At 68.2% G+C, this 15,268-nt stretch carries 15 protein-coding genes; 5 read left to right on the top strand and 10 right to left on the bottom strand.

The features are described 5' to 3' along the window. Positions 1-110 precede the first annotated feature (110 nt). The 3 genes from nhaA to ABZS42_RS16550 form a co-directional block, all read right to left on the bottom strand. Positions 111-1,988, bottom strand: coding sequence for a Na+/H+ antiporter NhaA (gene nhaA, locus ABZS42_RS16560; RefSeq protein ID WP_355146036.1), 1,878 nt, complete (start codon positions 1,986-1,988; stop codon positions 111-113). A 513-nt stretch (positions 1,989-2,501) separates the two neighbouring features. Beyond that, the gene (locus tag ABZS42_RS16555; protein WP_355146034.1) at positions 2,502-2,855 is read right to left on the bottom strand and encodes an OsmC family protein; all 354 of its coding nucleotides are present in this window, start codon (positions 2,853-2,855) and stop codon (positions 2,502-2,504) included. Between the two features lie 540 nt (positions 2,856-3,395). Then, entirely contained in the window at positions 3,396-4,052 is a 657-nt protein-coding gene (locus ABZS42_RS16550; protein ID WP_355146032.1) for a TetR/AcrR family transcriptional regulator, read from the bottom strand. Between the two features lie 889 nt (positions 4,053-4,941). Here ABZS42_RS16550 and ABZS42_RS16545 point away from each other — a divergent pair. Continuing rightward, positions 4,942-5,664 carry a DUF4396 domain-containing protein gene (locus tag ABZS42_RS16545; RefSeq protein ID WP_355146030.1) on the top strand — a complete coding sequence of 241 codons (723 nt, stop codon included), beginning with the start codon at positions 4,942-4,944 and terminating at the stop codon, positions 5,662-5,664. A 27-nt stretch (positions 5,665-5,691) separates the two neighbouring features. Here the strand turns inward: ABZS42_RS16545 and ABZS42_RS16540 are convergent, their stop codons facing one another. From ABZS42_RS16540 to ABZS42_RS16520, 5 genes are all read right to left on the bottom strand, one after another. After that, the gene (locus tag ABZS42_RS16540; protein ID WP_355146028.1) at positions 5,692-6,261 is read right to left on the bottom strand and encodes a DM13 domain-containing protein; all 570 of its coding nucleotides are present in this window, start codon (positions 6,259-6,261) and stop codon (positions 5,692-5,694) included. Between the two features lie 177 nt (positions 6,262-6,438). After that, positions 6,439-7,620 carry a beta-propeller fold lactonase family protein gene (locus ABZS42_RS16535; RefSeq protein ID WP_355146026.1) on the bottom strand — a complete coding sequence of 394 codons (1,182 nt, stop codon included), beginning with the start codon at positions 7,618-7,620 and terminating at the stop codon, positions 6,439-6,441. Between the two features lie 192 nt (positions 7,621-7,812). Next, entirely contained in the window at positions 7,813-8,892 is a 1,080-nt protein-coding gene (locus ABZS42_RS16530; protein ID WP_355146024.1) for a hypothetical protein, read from the bottom strand. 18 nt (positions 8,893-8,910) lie between these two features. Beyond that, positions 8,911-9,393 carry a peroxiredoxin family protein gene (locus ABZS42_RS16525; RefSeq protein WP_355146022.1) on the bottom strand — a complete coding sequence of 161 codons (483 nt, stop codon included), beginning with the start codon at positions 9,391-9,393 and terminating at the stop codon, positions 8,911-8,913. A 137-nt stretch (positions 9,394-9,530) separates the two neighbouring features. Next, positions 9,531-10,298: an SDR family oxidoreductase gene (locus ABZS42_RS16520; RefSeq protein ID WP_355146020.1), complete on the bottom strand. Its 768-nt coding sequence runs from the start codon at positions 10,296-10,298 to the stop codon at positions 9,531-9,533. A 143-nt stretch (positions 10,299-10,441) separates the two neighbouring features. Here ABZS42_RS16520 and ABZS42_RS16515 point away from each other — a divergent pair, with 143 nt between their 5' ends. The 3 genes from ABZS42_RS16515 to ABZS42_RS16505 all read left to right on the top strand — a co-directional run bounded on the left by ABZS42_RS16515 (position 10,442) and on the right by ABZS42_RS16505 (position 12,590). Further along, the gene (locus tag ABZS42_RS16515; protein WP_355146091.1) at positions 10,442-11,113 is read left to right on the top strand and encodes a sigma-70 family RNA polymerase sigma factor; all 672 of its coding nucleotides are present in this window, start codon (positions 10,442-10,444) and stop codon (positions 11,111-11,113) included. Continuing rightward, a complete protein-coding gene (locus ABZS42_RS16510) occupies positions 11,110-11,334 on the top strand; it encodes a hypothetical protein (protein ID WP_355146018.1) in 225 nt (74 codons plus the stop codon). The genes ABZS42_RS16515 and ABZS42_RS16510 overlap by 4 nt, the downstream gene beginning before the upstream one ends. A gap of 236 nt (positions 11,335-11,570) precedes the next feature. Beyond that, the gene (locus tag ABZS42_RS16505; protein ID WP_355146016.1) at positions 11,571-12,590 is read left to right on the top strand and encodes a beta-propeller fold lactonase family protein; all 1,020 of its coding nucleotides are present in this window, start codon (positions 11,571-11,573) and stop codon (positions 12,588-12,590) included. A gap of 194 nt (positions 12,591-12,784) precedes the next feature. Here the strand turns inward: ABZS42_RS16505 and ABZS42_RS16500 are convergent, their stop codons facing one another. Further along, on the bottom strand, positions 12,785-13,225 hold the full coding sequence (locus ABZS42_RS16500) for a hypothetical protein (protein WP_355146014.1): 441 nt from the start codon (positions 13,223-13,225) through the stop codon (positions 12,785-12,787). 318 nt (positions 13,226-13,543) lie between these two features. Further along, on the bottom strand, positions 13,544-14,038 hold the full coding sequence (locus ABZS42_RS16495) for a MarR family transcriptional regulator (RefSeq protein WP_355146012.1): 495 nt from the start codon (positions 14,036-14,038) through the stop codon (positions 13,544-13,546). Between the two features lie 132 nt (positions 14,039-14,170). On the opposite strand from ABZS42_RS16495, the gene ABZS42_RS16490 reads away from it, so the two are divergent. Then, a complete protein-coding gene (locus ABZS42_RS16490; protein WP_355146089.1) occupies positions 14,171-14,704 on the top strand; it encodes a disulfide bond formation protein DsbA in 534 nt (177 codons plus the stop codon). Positions 14,705-15,268: the final 564 nt, after the last annotated feature.

The following is a 15,268-nucleotide window of genomic DNA, read 5'->3' as shown; positions in this document are numbered from 1 at the left end:
GCTGCCACTGGGCGAGCACGCCGGCCCGTTTTTCCCCCGCGACTCACCACAGATGCCGACCACGCGCGGCAGGCCGCCCGGACCGTGCTCGTCCGCGCTGTCTGACGCGCCTACTCACCGATCGCCGGCAGCTCGCCGCCTAGGCGGGCCCGGGCTCCAGCCATACGAATGGCCTCGGTCAGGGTCGTGATGTCGTAGGCGCCGTAGTGGCGGCGACCGTTGATGAAGAACGTCGGGGTGCCGGACACTCCGCTCCGGTCGGCCGAGTCGATGTCGCTATCGATGCGCACGGCATGGGTCTGGCTGATCAGATCGTCGTGGAAGCGTCCCTGGTCCAGACCTAGGTCGGCGGCGTATTTGATCAGGTCAGTGATGTACAGCTTGTCCGGGTGGTCGAGCAGCAGATCGTGCATCTCCCAGAACTTGCCCTGGGCGCCCGCCGCTTCGGCGGCCTCGGCTGCGAGCCGGGCTTGCGGGTGCACATCTGACAGAGGCAGGTGACGCCACACGAAACGAAGGTCGTTGTGGCCCAGCAACTGCCGGACGACCGGCTCGGCCTTGCCGCAGTACGGGCACTGGAAGTCGCCGTACTGGACCAGCGTCACCGACGCGCCGGCCGGGCCGCGGACGTGGTCGTACTCCTCGTCCACCGCGGGGATGAGATCGATCAGCTCCGTCACATCGCCGAAGAGCGCCCGGATGCGCCTGTCGTTGGGAAGCATGTTGGTGACGCGGAACGCGATCCAGGTCAGTGCCGACGACACGATCGCGGCGCTGAACACCCCGACTTTGGCCTCGGCCAGTTGGTCACCGGTGAAGGCCAGGCTGGCGACCAGAAGCGACACCGTGAAGCTGACACCGGCGATCGTGCCGCTGCCGAGCACGCCCGCCCACCCCACGGCCGGACGGATGCGGCCGTGGGAGATCCAGCTGAGCGCTGCGGAGGTACCGATCACGGCGAGCGGCTTGCCGACCACGTACCCGAGCAGCACGCCCCAGGTGACACGCGACGTGAACGCCTGGCTCAGGAACGGGCCGTCGATGCTGATGCCGGCGTTGGCCAGGCCGAACAGCGGCACGATGACATAGCTGGACCACGGGTGGTAGATGCGCTGGAGGCGGTCGTTGGGCGACAGCGTGTTCGCGAGGCCGAGCGAAGCCGTCCGAGCGAGCCTCGGCGTCGGCTGCTCACGGAACGACCGGAACATACCGCTGACCTGCTCGAGCTCTGCCCGGCCGGGGGAGTAGGCGAACGCGGTCAACCCGATGGCCAGTCCGGCAACCACCGGATCGACTCCGCTGACCAGCAGCGCGCCCCACATCACGATGGCGATCGGCACGTACGCCGAGTCACGCCGGATGCCGGCGGCGCGGATGGCAAGCATGACCGCGAACGCCGCTACGGCCACCACGATGGGCATCATCTTGATGTCGTCGCTGTAGACCAGGGCGATGACGACGAGCGCGATCAGATCGTCGACGACGAACACGGTGAGAAGGAAGATCCGGACCCGGTCGGGTACGCCCCGGCCCAGCAGTGCCAGCAGGCCCAACGCGAGAGCCGTGTCGGTCGACATGGCCACGCCCCAGCCATGCGCGCCCGGCCCGCCGTGATTGATCACCAGGAAGATCAGCACCGGGATCAGCATGCCGATGACGCCGGCCACGCCGGGCAGCACGAAACGTCGCCGGTCACGTAGGTCGCCGAGGTCGAACTCCCGTCGCGCCTCAAGGCCGACGACCAGGAAGAACAGGGTCATCAAGCCGCTGTTGATCCAGGTGTGCAGGTCGCGGGAGAGTTCGAGGGGCCCGAGTCGTAGGGACAGTTGGGTGCGCCAGACGGCATCGTATGAGCTGAGGTCGATGTTGGCCCAGAGCAGTGCGGCGACGATGGCGGCCACCAACACGCCGGCGCTGCCGGACTCGGTTCGCAGGAAGGCCCGCAGCGGCGCCGCGAGACTTCCCACCCAGACGCTTCGGTCGCTCATCCTGGTTCCGGTCACACGTCACCTCTCGACGTGCTGGCCGGGCCAGCACGGGTAGCTAGAAATCGGGCCGCTACGCGGGCAGGCGTCCTCGCGGCTCAGTCCTGATCGCGCTGCCGCAGCTGAGGCGGGCCGCGCGACGAGCGTCAAGGCCGGCGATGGCCTGCGGGGTGCGGGCGGCTACCCGTGCGCTCTTGGTCGGGCCGCGTACAACGCCGCGATGGTGGACCTGGCGATACCCCGGGCAAAGAGTCGGCTGAGGCCGTAGCGGCCGCCGAGCCCGCGACCTGCAGGGTCAGCCCGGCGCACCCATCGTCGAGATCCCGAGATGTTCTCGTACCTGGACCTCTACGTGCACGACCCGGGCACGCTCCGGTCGTTGCGGTGGCCGGCGGAACTGAGCCGGGAGGGCGCCGCATCGCGTGGCGGTCGACGGAAACCCGTTGCCGCCGCCCGCGACGCAGCGTAAACCGCCTGCTGCCCGGTCGTGATCGCCGAGCAGCAGGCGGCCTGATGTCAGCGCGGCCCGATGAACTCCGTCCGCACGCTCCAGGCGAACTGAATCAGCAGGGTCACCGGCGACCTGTCGGCGATCTCATGCATCACCTTCAGGTCGTCGGGGTCGGGCTCTTCGCTGAGCGTGATCCTGCGCCGCAGGTAACGCTCCGCGCCTTCCTGCTCGGGCTCGTGGTATTCGATCTCGACGGTGATGTCACCGGCGGTGTCGTACTTGTAGTCGACGTACTGCCGCAGCGTCTGGGCGGTGCACGACGCGAGCGCCATCAACAGGTACTCCGTCGGCGTCGGGCCGTCGCCGAGTGCGCCGTTGTGCGGTTCGTCGGCGACGAACGTGAAGCCGCTGCTGGTCATCTCCGTACGCCGGCGCTCATCAGCCGGAAGGACAGCTCGGGCGGATGCGACGACACGGTCCCGATTGGTTTCCATCAGCCGCGCCTTCCTGTAGATCCTGGTGTTGACGGTCCAGGTACGCGGATCCAGCAGCCGCCGAGCCGCAGTCTGGGCGGGGGCTGTGGCCGGGCGTATCACCCCGTGACCGAGTGCCTGAGCAGGCTAGCCTTCGCGGACTGAATAGTCCAATCGGTCACTCGTTGCCAGACCGCTCGGCCCGCGTGGGCCGTAACCCCAGGCGTCGCAGGCCGCGCTGGGATACGAATGGGCCGATACCCTCGGTCGAGCCGCTCAACGCCAAAGCCGGGAGCGGACCAATCAGTCCGTCATGGCGCGGCAGGTGGCCGTCGTCACAACGAATCAGGGCGGCGGCCCGCAGCGCGGTCGGACACAAATTCGGGACGCTACGCACCTACTGCGACCTGGAGCCGCACCATCATCGATCTGCGGGCTGCTCGCACCCCCGCTGGGAGAGCCTGCTCACGATGAGAAAGGGCTCGGTTAGCGCGTCGGGTCACCGGGCGGCTCGGTGAGGAACGACTTGATGTGGTCCAGCGCCATGTCCAGAGCGACTTCCATGGGTTCCACGTCGTGCGCGGCGTTCGCCAGCAGGTAGCCGCCTTGTAGAGCAGCCATCAACCCGGTGGCCAGCTTCTCCGGGTCGGCGTCCTGGCGTAGCGCACCGCTGTCCCGCATCCGGTGCAGACCATCGCTGATCAGCTTCTCCCATGCCGCGAAGGTCTCCGACAGCATTGACCGAGCCTGTTCATCTTGGTCCGACAGCTCGACAGCCATCGACCCGAGGCCGCACCCGTATTTGCCGTTGTTGAGCGAGTTGGCCTGGACCAGCGCGTTACGCCACCGGACCAGCCCGGAGAAAGATCTGAGTCGTTCGAGTCCGCCCCGCTCACGCTGAAGCACGAGCGCGCCCCGGTATTTGACCAACGCCCGGACGAGTTCCTGCTTGTCGGCGAAGTGGTGGTAAAGCTGAGACTTGCTCGTCTGGCTTGCCTCGCGGATGTCGTCAAGGGTCGTCGCGTTCACTCCGCGTACGAACATCAGCCGATTCGCCGCCTCGAGAATCCGCCCACGGGTCGCGATGCCCCGTTGACTGATCCTCCGCTGCTTCGTCGGCGCAGCCACCTGCTCGTCGCCCATCCCTCAAGTGTATCCAGCGGTGGCCGTAATCTGCGGAGATTGGGACCGTCGAGTCCATTCCGTGTTGCGCCGCATTTGGCTCATGGTGACCGACGAGCACGGAGCTGCCAGCTCGATTAACCGGTGCGATGTCCGCAGGGTCACCGAAGGGGAGGCCTTGATCTGGACTATCAGGTCCTAGCTACGACAAGCTTCCGCTTGGGAGTTGTTCGGCGATGCCTCCTGAGCGTGTCCGGCGACTGCCAACGCTCGTTGACACTCGCCGGTACGGGGCGCGCATCATCCGCAGCTGAACCTGTCGGCCACCATTGCGGCAAAAAAGGGGACCAATATCGCGAATTCCACCACTGGCTGGCGAATGAATCCCTGCCGCCTCGCGGCGCCCTGGCCGCCCCCGGGATGCGGCTGCGTGTCGTTGCTGGCCCTGCCTGCGTCCGGTCTTCCGGGCCGAGCGGACGGAGCGCTTGGAGCGATCTTCGGGGCGCCCCTGGTCCCGACCTTCGGTCAACCCGACGGCCCCCACCTTGACGGCTGTTATCGTGATTGATCGTGCTGACCGTACGTGTTGTCGCCACCACGTCGAGTGTTGCCCTGCTCGTGCCTGTCGTGGCGGCAACGCGGGGAGCCGGCCGTAGTGGACGTGCCTACCCGCCGGCCGGGTCACCTGCATCTGCGCCCATCACGCCGGCGCGGCCACCGGTCGGGCTCGCGAACGCCGGGCCGGAGAACGGACTTCTTGTGACTGACCCGACAAACGTAGGCCGGTGTGGTGGACAGGGGCTCCAGGGGCTCGCGGTGACGCCTGAACGGTGCCGGGATCGCCCCGTAGCCCGGCCGAGCAGTGACGTTCCGGTGAAGTTGTCATCCCCCGTCACTGGCATTGCATTCAGTGCCCTGGGGTGAGAAGGAGATTGTTCTGCAATCAACATGGCTCGTGGTGCTCTCGTGGGCCACGCTTCTGGTGGGCCTCGCGAGCACCGTCGTCATAGTTGTCGACCACTTTGTTCTTCGATACCGTCAGCCGGTCAAGGTCATGGAGATTGTCTGGCCGGCAACCGCTCTCTACTTTGGTCCGGCAGGCATCCTGGCCTACCGGTGGTGGGGCAGGCCCCAGTCTGCCCGATGGCTGGAGCGACACCGTACTCCGCCGAAGATCCCGCGGCACGCGGTGACGATAATCGAAACACTGCATTGTGCGACGCACTGCGTTCTGGGCGCCATCATTGCCACTGTGGTCGTCTTCGGCGCGAACCTCCAGATGTTCGACAAGAGATTGTGGCCAGAATTCATAGGCGACTACGTAGGGGCGGTCCTGGTAGGTTTCTTATTCCGCTACTCCACTGAGGCCCACCGTGGTGGGCGAAGGGTGCGGGCCGCGGTGCGGAGATTTCTCAAGGGAGACCTGCTGAGCGTGTCCGTCTTCGAGATCGCCCTGTTGGGTTGGCTGGCGCTGATAGAGTTAACCGTTTTCCATGAGACCCTGCCGCCCAGCAATCCGGTGTTCTGGCTCATCGTCCAGATCGGGCTGATCATCGGCTTCCTCGCCGCTTGGCCGTCGACCCAGTGGCTGATCAGCCGCGGTGCCAAGGGGGAGTTGGTGGGCGCGCCGTAGTAGGCGGGCACTCACCCCAGGCATCGCTCAGGTGGCGCTCAGCGCGGCAGCGCCGAAGGAGACGCTGAAGCGCTTGCACCAGATCGACACACTCCGGAAGTCCGCCGGATCGACGGAGGCCGGCAGGTCGTACACCTGGTCGCCGCGGTTGCCCTTGAGGCGGGCCACCTCGAACCAGGTGCCGTCGTCGAAGACCCGCCAACCGGCCACCCCGCTTTTCACCGGCTGGTCGGTCAGCCAGACCCGTAGGTCCGGCCCGTTGGACGTGTCGAGATCGCGGAGGACGAGCTGGTGCCGCCCGTCGGCGAGCCGGACGATCTCCGCGCCGCCGGTCGTCTCATGCTCCTGGGCGATGAAATCGCCGGCGGACACGATCCGATTCGCGATCGGCGTCGTGGCGGCCGGGCCGGGCGCCGCAGCGGCGGAGACGGAGCCGGTCGGCGGGGGAGTCCGCTCGACCACCGGGAGCGCCTCGTCGACGCGAGTGTCGGTGAGCAGCTTCCACGGTTCGAACCAGAAGAGTCCGAGAGTGGCGACCATTCCGACCACGACGATGCTTGCCCAGGTCAGCGGCGACCGTAGTCTCTTCGTCCACACCCCTGCGAGAGTACGGTGCGCCGGTCACGGATCGGCAGCTGTTTGTTGCGAAACCCTTACCACTGCTCCGCTCGTCGCAGACGGCGAAGCAGCGCAGCGGCGGCGGGTTCCGGCAATTCCTCAGCACATGGGTCGGCCCCGATCGCTGACGCGACCGGGGCCAACGATGAACGTGAGTCAGGAGGCGGCGATGCCTTCCATCCCGATTCCGTTCTCGAACTTCGGCAGGCCGTGCACCTCGGTGACGAGGTGCAGGGATCCGTCCTTGCCGACCTCGTAACCCTGCACGTTGCCGGCCGCGGCGTTCTGCACGTAGAGGAATCCGTCGGCGGCCGTCAGGTCGATCGACCCGCCGCCGGTGTCAGCGGCGACAGCCTTCACGAGGACCAGTTTTCCGTCCCTGTCGACCTTGTACGAGCTGATGGTGGAACTGCCGGCGTTGGCGACGAAGAAGTATTGACCGACCTGCTGGACCCAGCACGGCGCCTGCTGGCCGTTGGGCACCGACGGCCCGATCTGGTCGAGCCGGCCGTTCCTCTCCAGCTCGAACCGGCTCAGCTCGTTGCTGCCAGACTCGGTGACCAGCAGCGTGTCCTCGGTGTCGAAGGTGAACCCGAACGGCGTGTTACCCGCGTCGCTGATCACCGGGTTCCGGGACAGCTCGCCGTCGCGGCCGATCCGGTAGGTGAACATGACATTGGCGGCCTTGGTGCTCACCAGCACGAACTTGCCTTCCGGGTCGATCTCGACCTGGGCCGGGGCGGTCATGAACGCGGGCGGGTTGCCGTTGTGCAGCCCGAGCGACCGGTTGGCTCCCTCGATCGGCGACAACCGGCCCTTGCGCAGGTGGAAGCCCTGTACCGAGCCTTCGCCGCCGGCGTTGAGCACGTAGACGAGGTCATCGCGTACGTCGATGCTGACCGGCAGCAGGCCGTGCGACCAGATCACCTGCAGTCGGTGGAGTTTGGTGCCGTCGACCCGGAACACCGTCACCGTGTTGCTGCCCGCGTTCACCGCGAAAAGCAGCCCGTCGTGGTATCTCAGCGAACCCTGCGACGCCAGTGCGTCGCCCGGCGCGCCGACCGTGAAACCGCCCAGGCCACCCGTCTCGAACTCGCCCCTGGGGGAGAGGCGGCCGTCATCGTCACGGTCGTAGACCTTGATCGTGTTGCCCTCCGCCTTGTTCGTCTGGACGAACACGGCACCGTCGTCGCCGTCCTCCTGGTGGTGTCCGTGACCACCGCGGTCGTCGTTCCGGTATCCCGGGCCGCCCCCGTCGGCGAATGCCAGACCGGGAACCGCCCCGACTCCGGTCAGTCCGGCGAGCAGTACGGCAGTGGCGAACGTTTTGCGCTTCATGATCCACCTTTCGCGCGTGACCAGCCTGAACGGGAAGAACCTTCCCGTTTGCAGGCTATGGGCAACGAACGTGAGATCCGGTCTGTTTACCCGAAAGGAGGATTTTAGGTGAAGATGCGGTCATTCCTGCCGCGTGTGCCCGACCGGGTGCTTCCACCCGCCGCGAAAACGCGAGGCCGAGCCGGTCGGCGGTCACGGTGTGAGCCGAGCCAGCCTCAAGTTCGTCGCGGTCACGACGTCGGTGAGATCCCGGTACGGCTCGTCCCACGGGTCCTTGAGCCCGAAGCCCCGATGTGGGTTCTCCAACCAGCTGCACCAGTGCCAGCCCAGGCACCACGGCCGCTCGGCGAACGCCTCCGCCGACGCCACGTAGGCCAGGCCGCGTTCGCGCTGGTTGCGGAAGGAACCGGTACGGCGCGGGCTCATCACCGTCGGACACCAGTTGCCGGTGTCCGCGATGAGGACCGGCCGGCCGGTTCGTTGGTGCCAGCGGTCCACCACGTCCAGAGCCGCCTCCAGGCGCCCCGGCTCGGGCCCGGGAAACACCTGTACGGACAGAACGTCGATGTAGGGCGCCATGGCGTCGAGCACCGGCTCGGGCACGCCGGCCCGAGTGCCGTACCGGTCGCCCAGAATCAGGTGGTGCGGGTCGTGCCGCCGGATCGCCGCACTGGCGACCCGGTAGTACGCCTCGGCGATCGTTGCCAACTCTCCCGCCGGGTAGCCGGCACCGGTCGGGTGCCGGTCCCAGCAGGGGACGTCGACCAGGAAGTAGCCGAGCAGGTTCGGGTCGTCGGGGCGGCAGATCGTACGCGCCAGGTGGTCGCACCACTGCGCGAAGGCGGGCTCACGCGGATCGCGGTACGCCGGCACGCCGTTCCAGTGCTCGATCTCGGCGACCCGCAGCGACAGTGTGTACGGCACACCGGTGTCGGCGAGTTCGTCGGGAGACAGTCCCTCCGAGTGACCCAGGTCTACGACCCGCCCTTCGGTGGCCAGGCCGCTGCCGCTGACGTACTCGGAGGTCCAGCCCACGGTGTTGAACCCCCACGCCGTCATCTCCGGGATCAGGCCCTCGCGCAGCCAACGCCGGCGCGAGCCGCCGTACCGGGTCCGGTAGATGTCGATGTTGTCGGGGTATCGCAGGTTGGTGTCGTCGGCGTGCACGACTCCGATGGAGCGGAACGGTTCACCGCCGGGCGTACGCAACCGCCAGCCGTCGCCGTGCTCGACGGTGAAGGCCGGAAGGGCGCCGGCCATCTCCTGGGTCACTTCCTCGGGTGCTCGGCGCTACGCGGCCTGGTGCTCACGCAGGTAACGGACCAGGCCGGCGACATCCTCGGGCACGAGGCGTCCGATCGCCCCGCTGGAGTAGACGCTCACCACGACCTTGCCCTCCGGGTCGAGCACGAAGCCGGTCGACTGGAGGTACCTCGGGTCGTCGTTGACGAAGGCGCCGGTCGCCTCGGCGAACGCGGCGGCGTCGGCGCTGTGGCCCACCGGGAACTCCAGACCGTGCTCGGCGATCGTCTGCTTCGTGGTGGCCTCGTCGTCGACGGAGACCGCGACCACCTTGACGCCGAGTTCGGCGAGCTTCCCCAGCGACCGCTGGAATGCCCGCAGCTGCGCCTTGCAGTACGGACACCACGAGCCGCGGTAGAAGAGCACCACACTGAAGCCGCCGGCGAGGGCGTCGGGCACTCGCAGGGTCTCCCCGCCGGGCAGGGACAGCGTCAGCGCGGGAAACTGCTCACCAGGCTGTAGCACGTTCATCTTTGAATCTCCTTCATTTCGATTTGCGGGTCGTTTCTGACTGTGGTCGGTGTGTTTCCAGTGGAGTCCGGCCGCGTGTCGAGACGCCGTCTCGCCAGGCCGGCGGGCCGACGGTCGGGCGCACGCTCACCGACCGGTCAGGCGGGATCGAAGACGTCCCAGACCTGCGCGGTGCGGTGGTCCGCGCTCAGGCGGGCGAGCAGCGACCCTGCGGAGTGTTCCGGAGTGAGCAGCTTCCCGTCGGAGTGCGAGCGGACGAACCGCTGGTGCAGCACGGAGCCGATCGCGGCCGGATCCTGGTCGCGGATCCAGGTCTGGATTGCGGTGTCTACCGGCCCGGGCCGGTAGACGTTGGCGGTGACGCCGCTGCCGTCGAGTTCCAGCCCGAGGTTGATGGTGTGCGCCTCGAGCGCGGCCTTGCTCGCGAGGTACGCGTTGCCGCCGATCATGCTGGCCATGTTGGCGACGGCGCCGGTGGAGACGTTCACGATCCGCCCCCAGCCGCGCTCGGCCATGCCGGGCAGGAAGGCGAACGTGAGCGTCGCGGCGGCGACCACATTGATCTTCATGGCCGCGGCCCACTCGGCGGGGTCGACCCGGACGCTCGGCGCGAGCGGCCAGACTACCCCCGCGTTGTTGACCAGGATGTCGACATCGCCCAGCTCGTCGCGCACCCGCCTGATCGCGCCGGAGAGCTGCTCGTCGTCGCCGAGGTCCGCCGGTACGACGAGCGCCCGGGAACCCGACTCCTGGATGAGAGCCGCGGTTTCGGCGAGTTCGTCTTCGGAACGAGCCAGCACGGCGACGGTTGCGCCCGCCCGGCCGAGTCCTGCGGCGATCGCCCGGCCGATGCCCCGACCGGCGCCGGTCACCAACGCGGTCCTGCCCGCGAACGAATCAGTCATACAACTTGTGTGCCGCGATCCGGGCGAGTTCTTACCTTCGTGAGACCGGCGTCACGGCGTGGGCCCGCGAAGCGTTTCCGACCCGCCTCCCGGGCCGTATCGGATGTCCTCGGGCAGTGGCCGTGGTTAGAGTTCGGTACGTGATGCCGGCAGACCCGACGACGCTGGACGACGGCCTCGACACCGCAAGCCGACTCGACCCGGAGTCGGCCGAGTGGGTGCGCACGCTCAGCAGCAGCGGCGCGGAGCGGGAGGCGGCCGTCGTCCGGCTGCACGAGGTCCTGCTGCGGGTCGCGCGCGGCGAGGTACGGCGCCGCAGTGGGCTGCTGCGCGTCGACGGGCCGGAGCTCGACGACCTGGCGCATCAGGCGGCGGCCGACGCGCTGCTGGCGATCACCAGCAAGATCGGGCAGTTCCGGGGGGAAAGCCGCTTCAGCACCTGGGCCTACAAGTTTGTGATCTTCGAGGTGTCGAGCAAGATCGGCCGCCACTTCTGGCGCCGGCCCCAGGTAACGCTGGAGGCCGAGGACTGGGAGCGATTGCCGGACCGGTTCGGCCTCGACCCGGTGCGGGAATCCGAGTGGCGCGATCTGATCATGGCGCTGCGTCGGGCGGTGGAGACGGAGCTGACCGACCGCCAACGCCAGGTATTCGTCGAGATCGTGCTGAACGGCGTACCGTTGGATGCCGTGGTGGACCGGCTCGGCTCGAACCGGAACGCGGTCTACAAGATCATGTTCGACGCCCGGCGTAAGCTGCGGACCGCTCTCGCCGCTCATGGGTATCCGCATGTCATCACCTCGGAGCAGCGATGAACGGCATGTCCGCACTCGACCGATTTCTGCACACTGATCCCGAAGACGTCGGCTGTGGCCAGGCGATGGAGCTTCTGCACCTGTACGCCGAACTGGCAGCCACGAACGCCGAGGCGGCAGCCGAGCGCTACCGCGGAGTCGCAGCCCACCTGCGCGCCTGCGGCCCGTGCAAAGAAGACCTCGAAGGTCTGCTGGCCGCGATAACCGAGCCGGGTCCCTGACCCGACGGCAACTCGTGGGGCCAGATGTTACGAGGCCCTTAACCGCCGGCCCCGCCGGTAAGAACCCGCCCACGGCTGACCACCAACCGGTAGTCGAACAAGCCGCTCCACCAAGGAGAATCATGGGCACCACCGCTCGTCTCACCAGCGTCGCCGGCATGGCTCTGACTGCCGGGGCCCTTCTCGCGGGACCCGCTTCGGCTGCGCCCGCACACCACGACCGCAACGTCGGGTCGGTGTTCGTACAGACGGACAACACCGCCGGGAACGCGATCGTGGCCTACGACCGGTCCAGCGACGGCCGGCTGCGTCAGGCCGGCACCTACCCCACCGGTGGCCTCGGCGGGATCCTGGGGGGATCCGTCGCCGATCACCTCGCCTCGCAGGGCTCGCTCACCTACGACCGAACCCACAAGCTGCTCTACGCCGTCAACGCGGGCAGCGACACCATCACCGTCTTCCAGGTCCACGGCGATCGGCTCACCCGCCGGCAGGTCATCTCCTCCGGTGGCACCTTCCCGGTCAGCATCGCCACCCACGGCAACACCGTCTACGTCCTCAACGCCCGTGACGGCGGATCGGTACAGGGCTTCCGGCGCGTCGGCCACACCCTGGTCCGCGTCCCCGCCTGGAACCGCAAGCTCGGCCTCGACCCGACGCTGACGCCCGAGTTCACCCACTCCCCGGCCCAGGTCGCCTTCACCCCCGACGGCCGTAGGCTCCTGGTGACCACCATGGGCAACGGCAGCAACATCGACATCTTCGACGTCCACCCGGACGGCGGCATCTCCGCCCGGCCGGTGGTGAACCACCAGCCCGACAAGGTCCCCTTCGCCGTCACCTTCGACTCCCGCGGTCACCTGCTGGTCGCCGAGGCCGGTCCGAACGCCGTCGCCTCGTACACCATCAACCGCGACAACACCCTCGACCTGCTCGACGAGCAGGCCACCGGGCAGGCCGCGACCTGCTGGATCGTCATCACCGGCGACAAGGCCTACACCTCCAACGCGGGCAGCGGCAGCCTCTCCGGCTACCGGGTCGGCGCCAAGGGCTCGCTGACCACGCTCGGCGACACCACCACCAACCCGGGCACCGTCGACGCCGCGGTCTCCCCGGACGGACACTTCCTCTACGTCCAGACCGGTGTGAACGGCACCGTCGACGCCTTCCGGATCAACCCCAACGGTTCTCTGACGGCCACCGGCTCGACCACCGTCCCCGACGCGGTCGGTGGCGAAGGCATCGTCGTCTCCTGACCGGAACCGCAGGCACCGGGCCTGGCTGGATCTCTCCGGCCAGGCCCGGTGCCTGTTGCCGAGTGCCCCGGCGGGTCACCGCGGCCGGCCGCGACGCCGTCCGTGCAGGTCCGAAGCCGTCGCGGCGGCGCAGTGCGGGGCCCGACCCGTTCGGTCGCCGGGCCCCGCAGTTCGCTACGTTCGGTGTGTCCGGCTCAACAACCCTGCTGCCGGCTGTAGATCCAGTGGCGTTCGCCGGCCCATCCGATGTAGCCGGCGGCCTCGACGCAGTAGTTCGCCACGCCAGTGACAGCCACCGGCCCGGCGTAGTAGCTGAAGTCGCCGGAGTCAGTGGGCCGAGTGCCCGAGGGGGTGCAGTGCGCCCCCTCGTTCTTCGGCAACGCGCAGCGGTAGATCTGCACGAACGTGGGCGCGGATCGCCCGTACGCCGCGCCGCGGTGGTAGAAGCAGGCGCTGTTGGTGCCGCCGTCGCTGCTGTTGTAGTAGATGACCAGCTCACCAAGGCCTGACGACTGCACACCGCGGTAGGTGATCGTCCCGGAGCAGGAACCGGCGGCCTGCGCCGCAGGGGCGCTGACCGTCATGAGCGATACGCCGGTCACCAGCGACAGCAGCACCGCGAATGCTCTTCTCACGTTCGATCACGTCCAATTCGTGGTAGGCCCTCCTCGGCCACGCCGGCGTCGGGCGGATCGCACCGATCCGTCGTTCCTCCCAGGTCACCCGCCGCCGAGGGCGCGGCCGCGACGCATCGGGCGTCCGCGTCGCGCCGAAACCATATGCTCTCCGTCCAATTAGGACAAGATCCGGCGGCGGATCGACACCTCGCATCGGCCGACGATGCCAGGACGATCCTGCCGTCCGGAGGCGCGGACGCCGGTGTTCACGTCGGCGCCGTCGCGCGATCTCGGCCAGCGGTACGTGTCCGCGCTCCCTGTCCGGGTGGCGGGAACTCAGGGAGTCATGGTTCGGGCCAACGTCGCCAGCAGTTGCTCGAGCGCTCTGCGGTCGCGGTCGGCGAGGCCGCGCAGCATGGCTTCCTCGTTGGCCAGATGCTTCTCGATGAGCTGGTCGGTCAACGTGACTCCGGCCGGGGTCAACCCCACCACTCTGCCGCGGGCGTCGGCTGCCGAGACCGAGCGTGACACGAGACCTCGGGCGATCAACCGATCCACCCGCTTGGTCACCGCGCCGGTGGTGACAAGCATCCGCCGGCTCAGCTGACCCGCCGTGAGGGTGAACGGCTCGCCCTCTCGCCGCAGGGCCGCGAGCACGTCGAACTCGCCGTTGCCGAGATCCGCCGCGGCGAACGTCGGCCGCAGGGCCGCGTCGAGCGCCTCGGCCAGTTGCTGGATCCGACCGATGATCAGCAACGGACTGGCATCGAGGTCTGGTCGCTCACGGCGCCACTGAACAACGATCTCGGCGATGCGGTCCTCCTCACCCATGCTTACATTTTACATTCCGTGGAAGATAAATTTTCTTCCGTGGAAGATGACTTGGACGGTACGCCCGCCTCGGTGGCGACGACCTACGTGGACCCATCCTGTCCGTTCGCCTGGATCACCTCGCGCTGGCTCATGGAGGTGGCGCGGATGCGTCCGATCGAGCTGCGGTTCGAGGTGCTGAGCCTCGCGGTGATCAACGAGCACCGCGAGCTGGAGCCCTGGTACCGCGAATTCAACGACCGGGCCTGGGGGCCGGCGCGGGTGTGCACGGCGGCAGTCGTGAAACACGGCGGCGATGCCCTCGCCCGGCTGTACCCGGCACTCGGCCGCCGGATCCACGACCAGGGCGACAAGGACTTCGACGCCGTCATCCCGGGGGCCCTGGCCGAGGCGGGCCTGCCCGTCGAGCTGGCCGACGCGGCTCAGCGAAGCGACTTCGACCAGGAGATGCGGGCGAGCACCGCCCGGGCACAGCAACTCGTCGGCGAGGATCTCGGCACCCCGACGATCGCCGTCGACGACGTGGCCTTCTTCGGCCCGGTGCTGACCTCGATCCCGCGCGGGGAAGAGGCGCTGCGCGTCTTCGACGGCGTCCGCCTGCTCGCAGGCTGTCGGGCGTTCTCCGAACTGAAGCGCGCCCGGGCCGAGGGCCTCAGTTTCGCGTAGTCGCTCCCGGCGGTCGCCGAACAACAGGGCCGCCGATCGGCGGGCGGGCGGCCGCAATCCTCATGCGGGCGGTTGTTTCTGCCGACGGCGGTGGCCGCCACGGGTACGGGATGGCCGATCAGCGTCGTGTCGGGCCAGCAGGGTGCGGGGCCGCGATCGACAGCGCGGCGTCGCACCGTTGCGTTGCCCACGGCCCCGCTGCCGCCCGCCGCGCGGAGGTGGCCTCGGTGGGCGCACCTCTTCTCTCGGTGCCGGCTCGGTTGCGGCCGTGGCGAGCCGTGCGCCGTGACGGCGTGGCGAAGGGTCTGGCTGATCGTCACGGCGTCGCCTGGTCCGAGGATTCCGACGGAATTGTCCGGCGGTCGCTCAGGAGGCCCGTCAGCCGACATCCGAGACCCGAGGCGGTCTCGTCGATGCCGACGGACTTCGTGCACCAGCCAGCCTGAGAACGTTAACAATCGTTGGTTGCGAACTCCGGTGCGGGGACGTCAAGGGGTGCCCAAGGATGATCCTGGGGCGGCGAAGGGCCCTCGTTCATTACCAGCTGTGCGGTACGTGCCTCGT

This window comes from Micromonospora sp. NPDC005367 (genome assembly GCF_040606825.1).
In the GTDB taxonomy this organism is placed as follows: domain Bacteria; phylum Actinomycetota; class Actinomycetes; order Mycobacteriales; family Micromonosporaceae; genus Micromonospora.
Note: the sequence above shows the minus strand (reverse complement) of the source record. Positions and strands in the feature narration are given on the sequence as shown.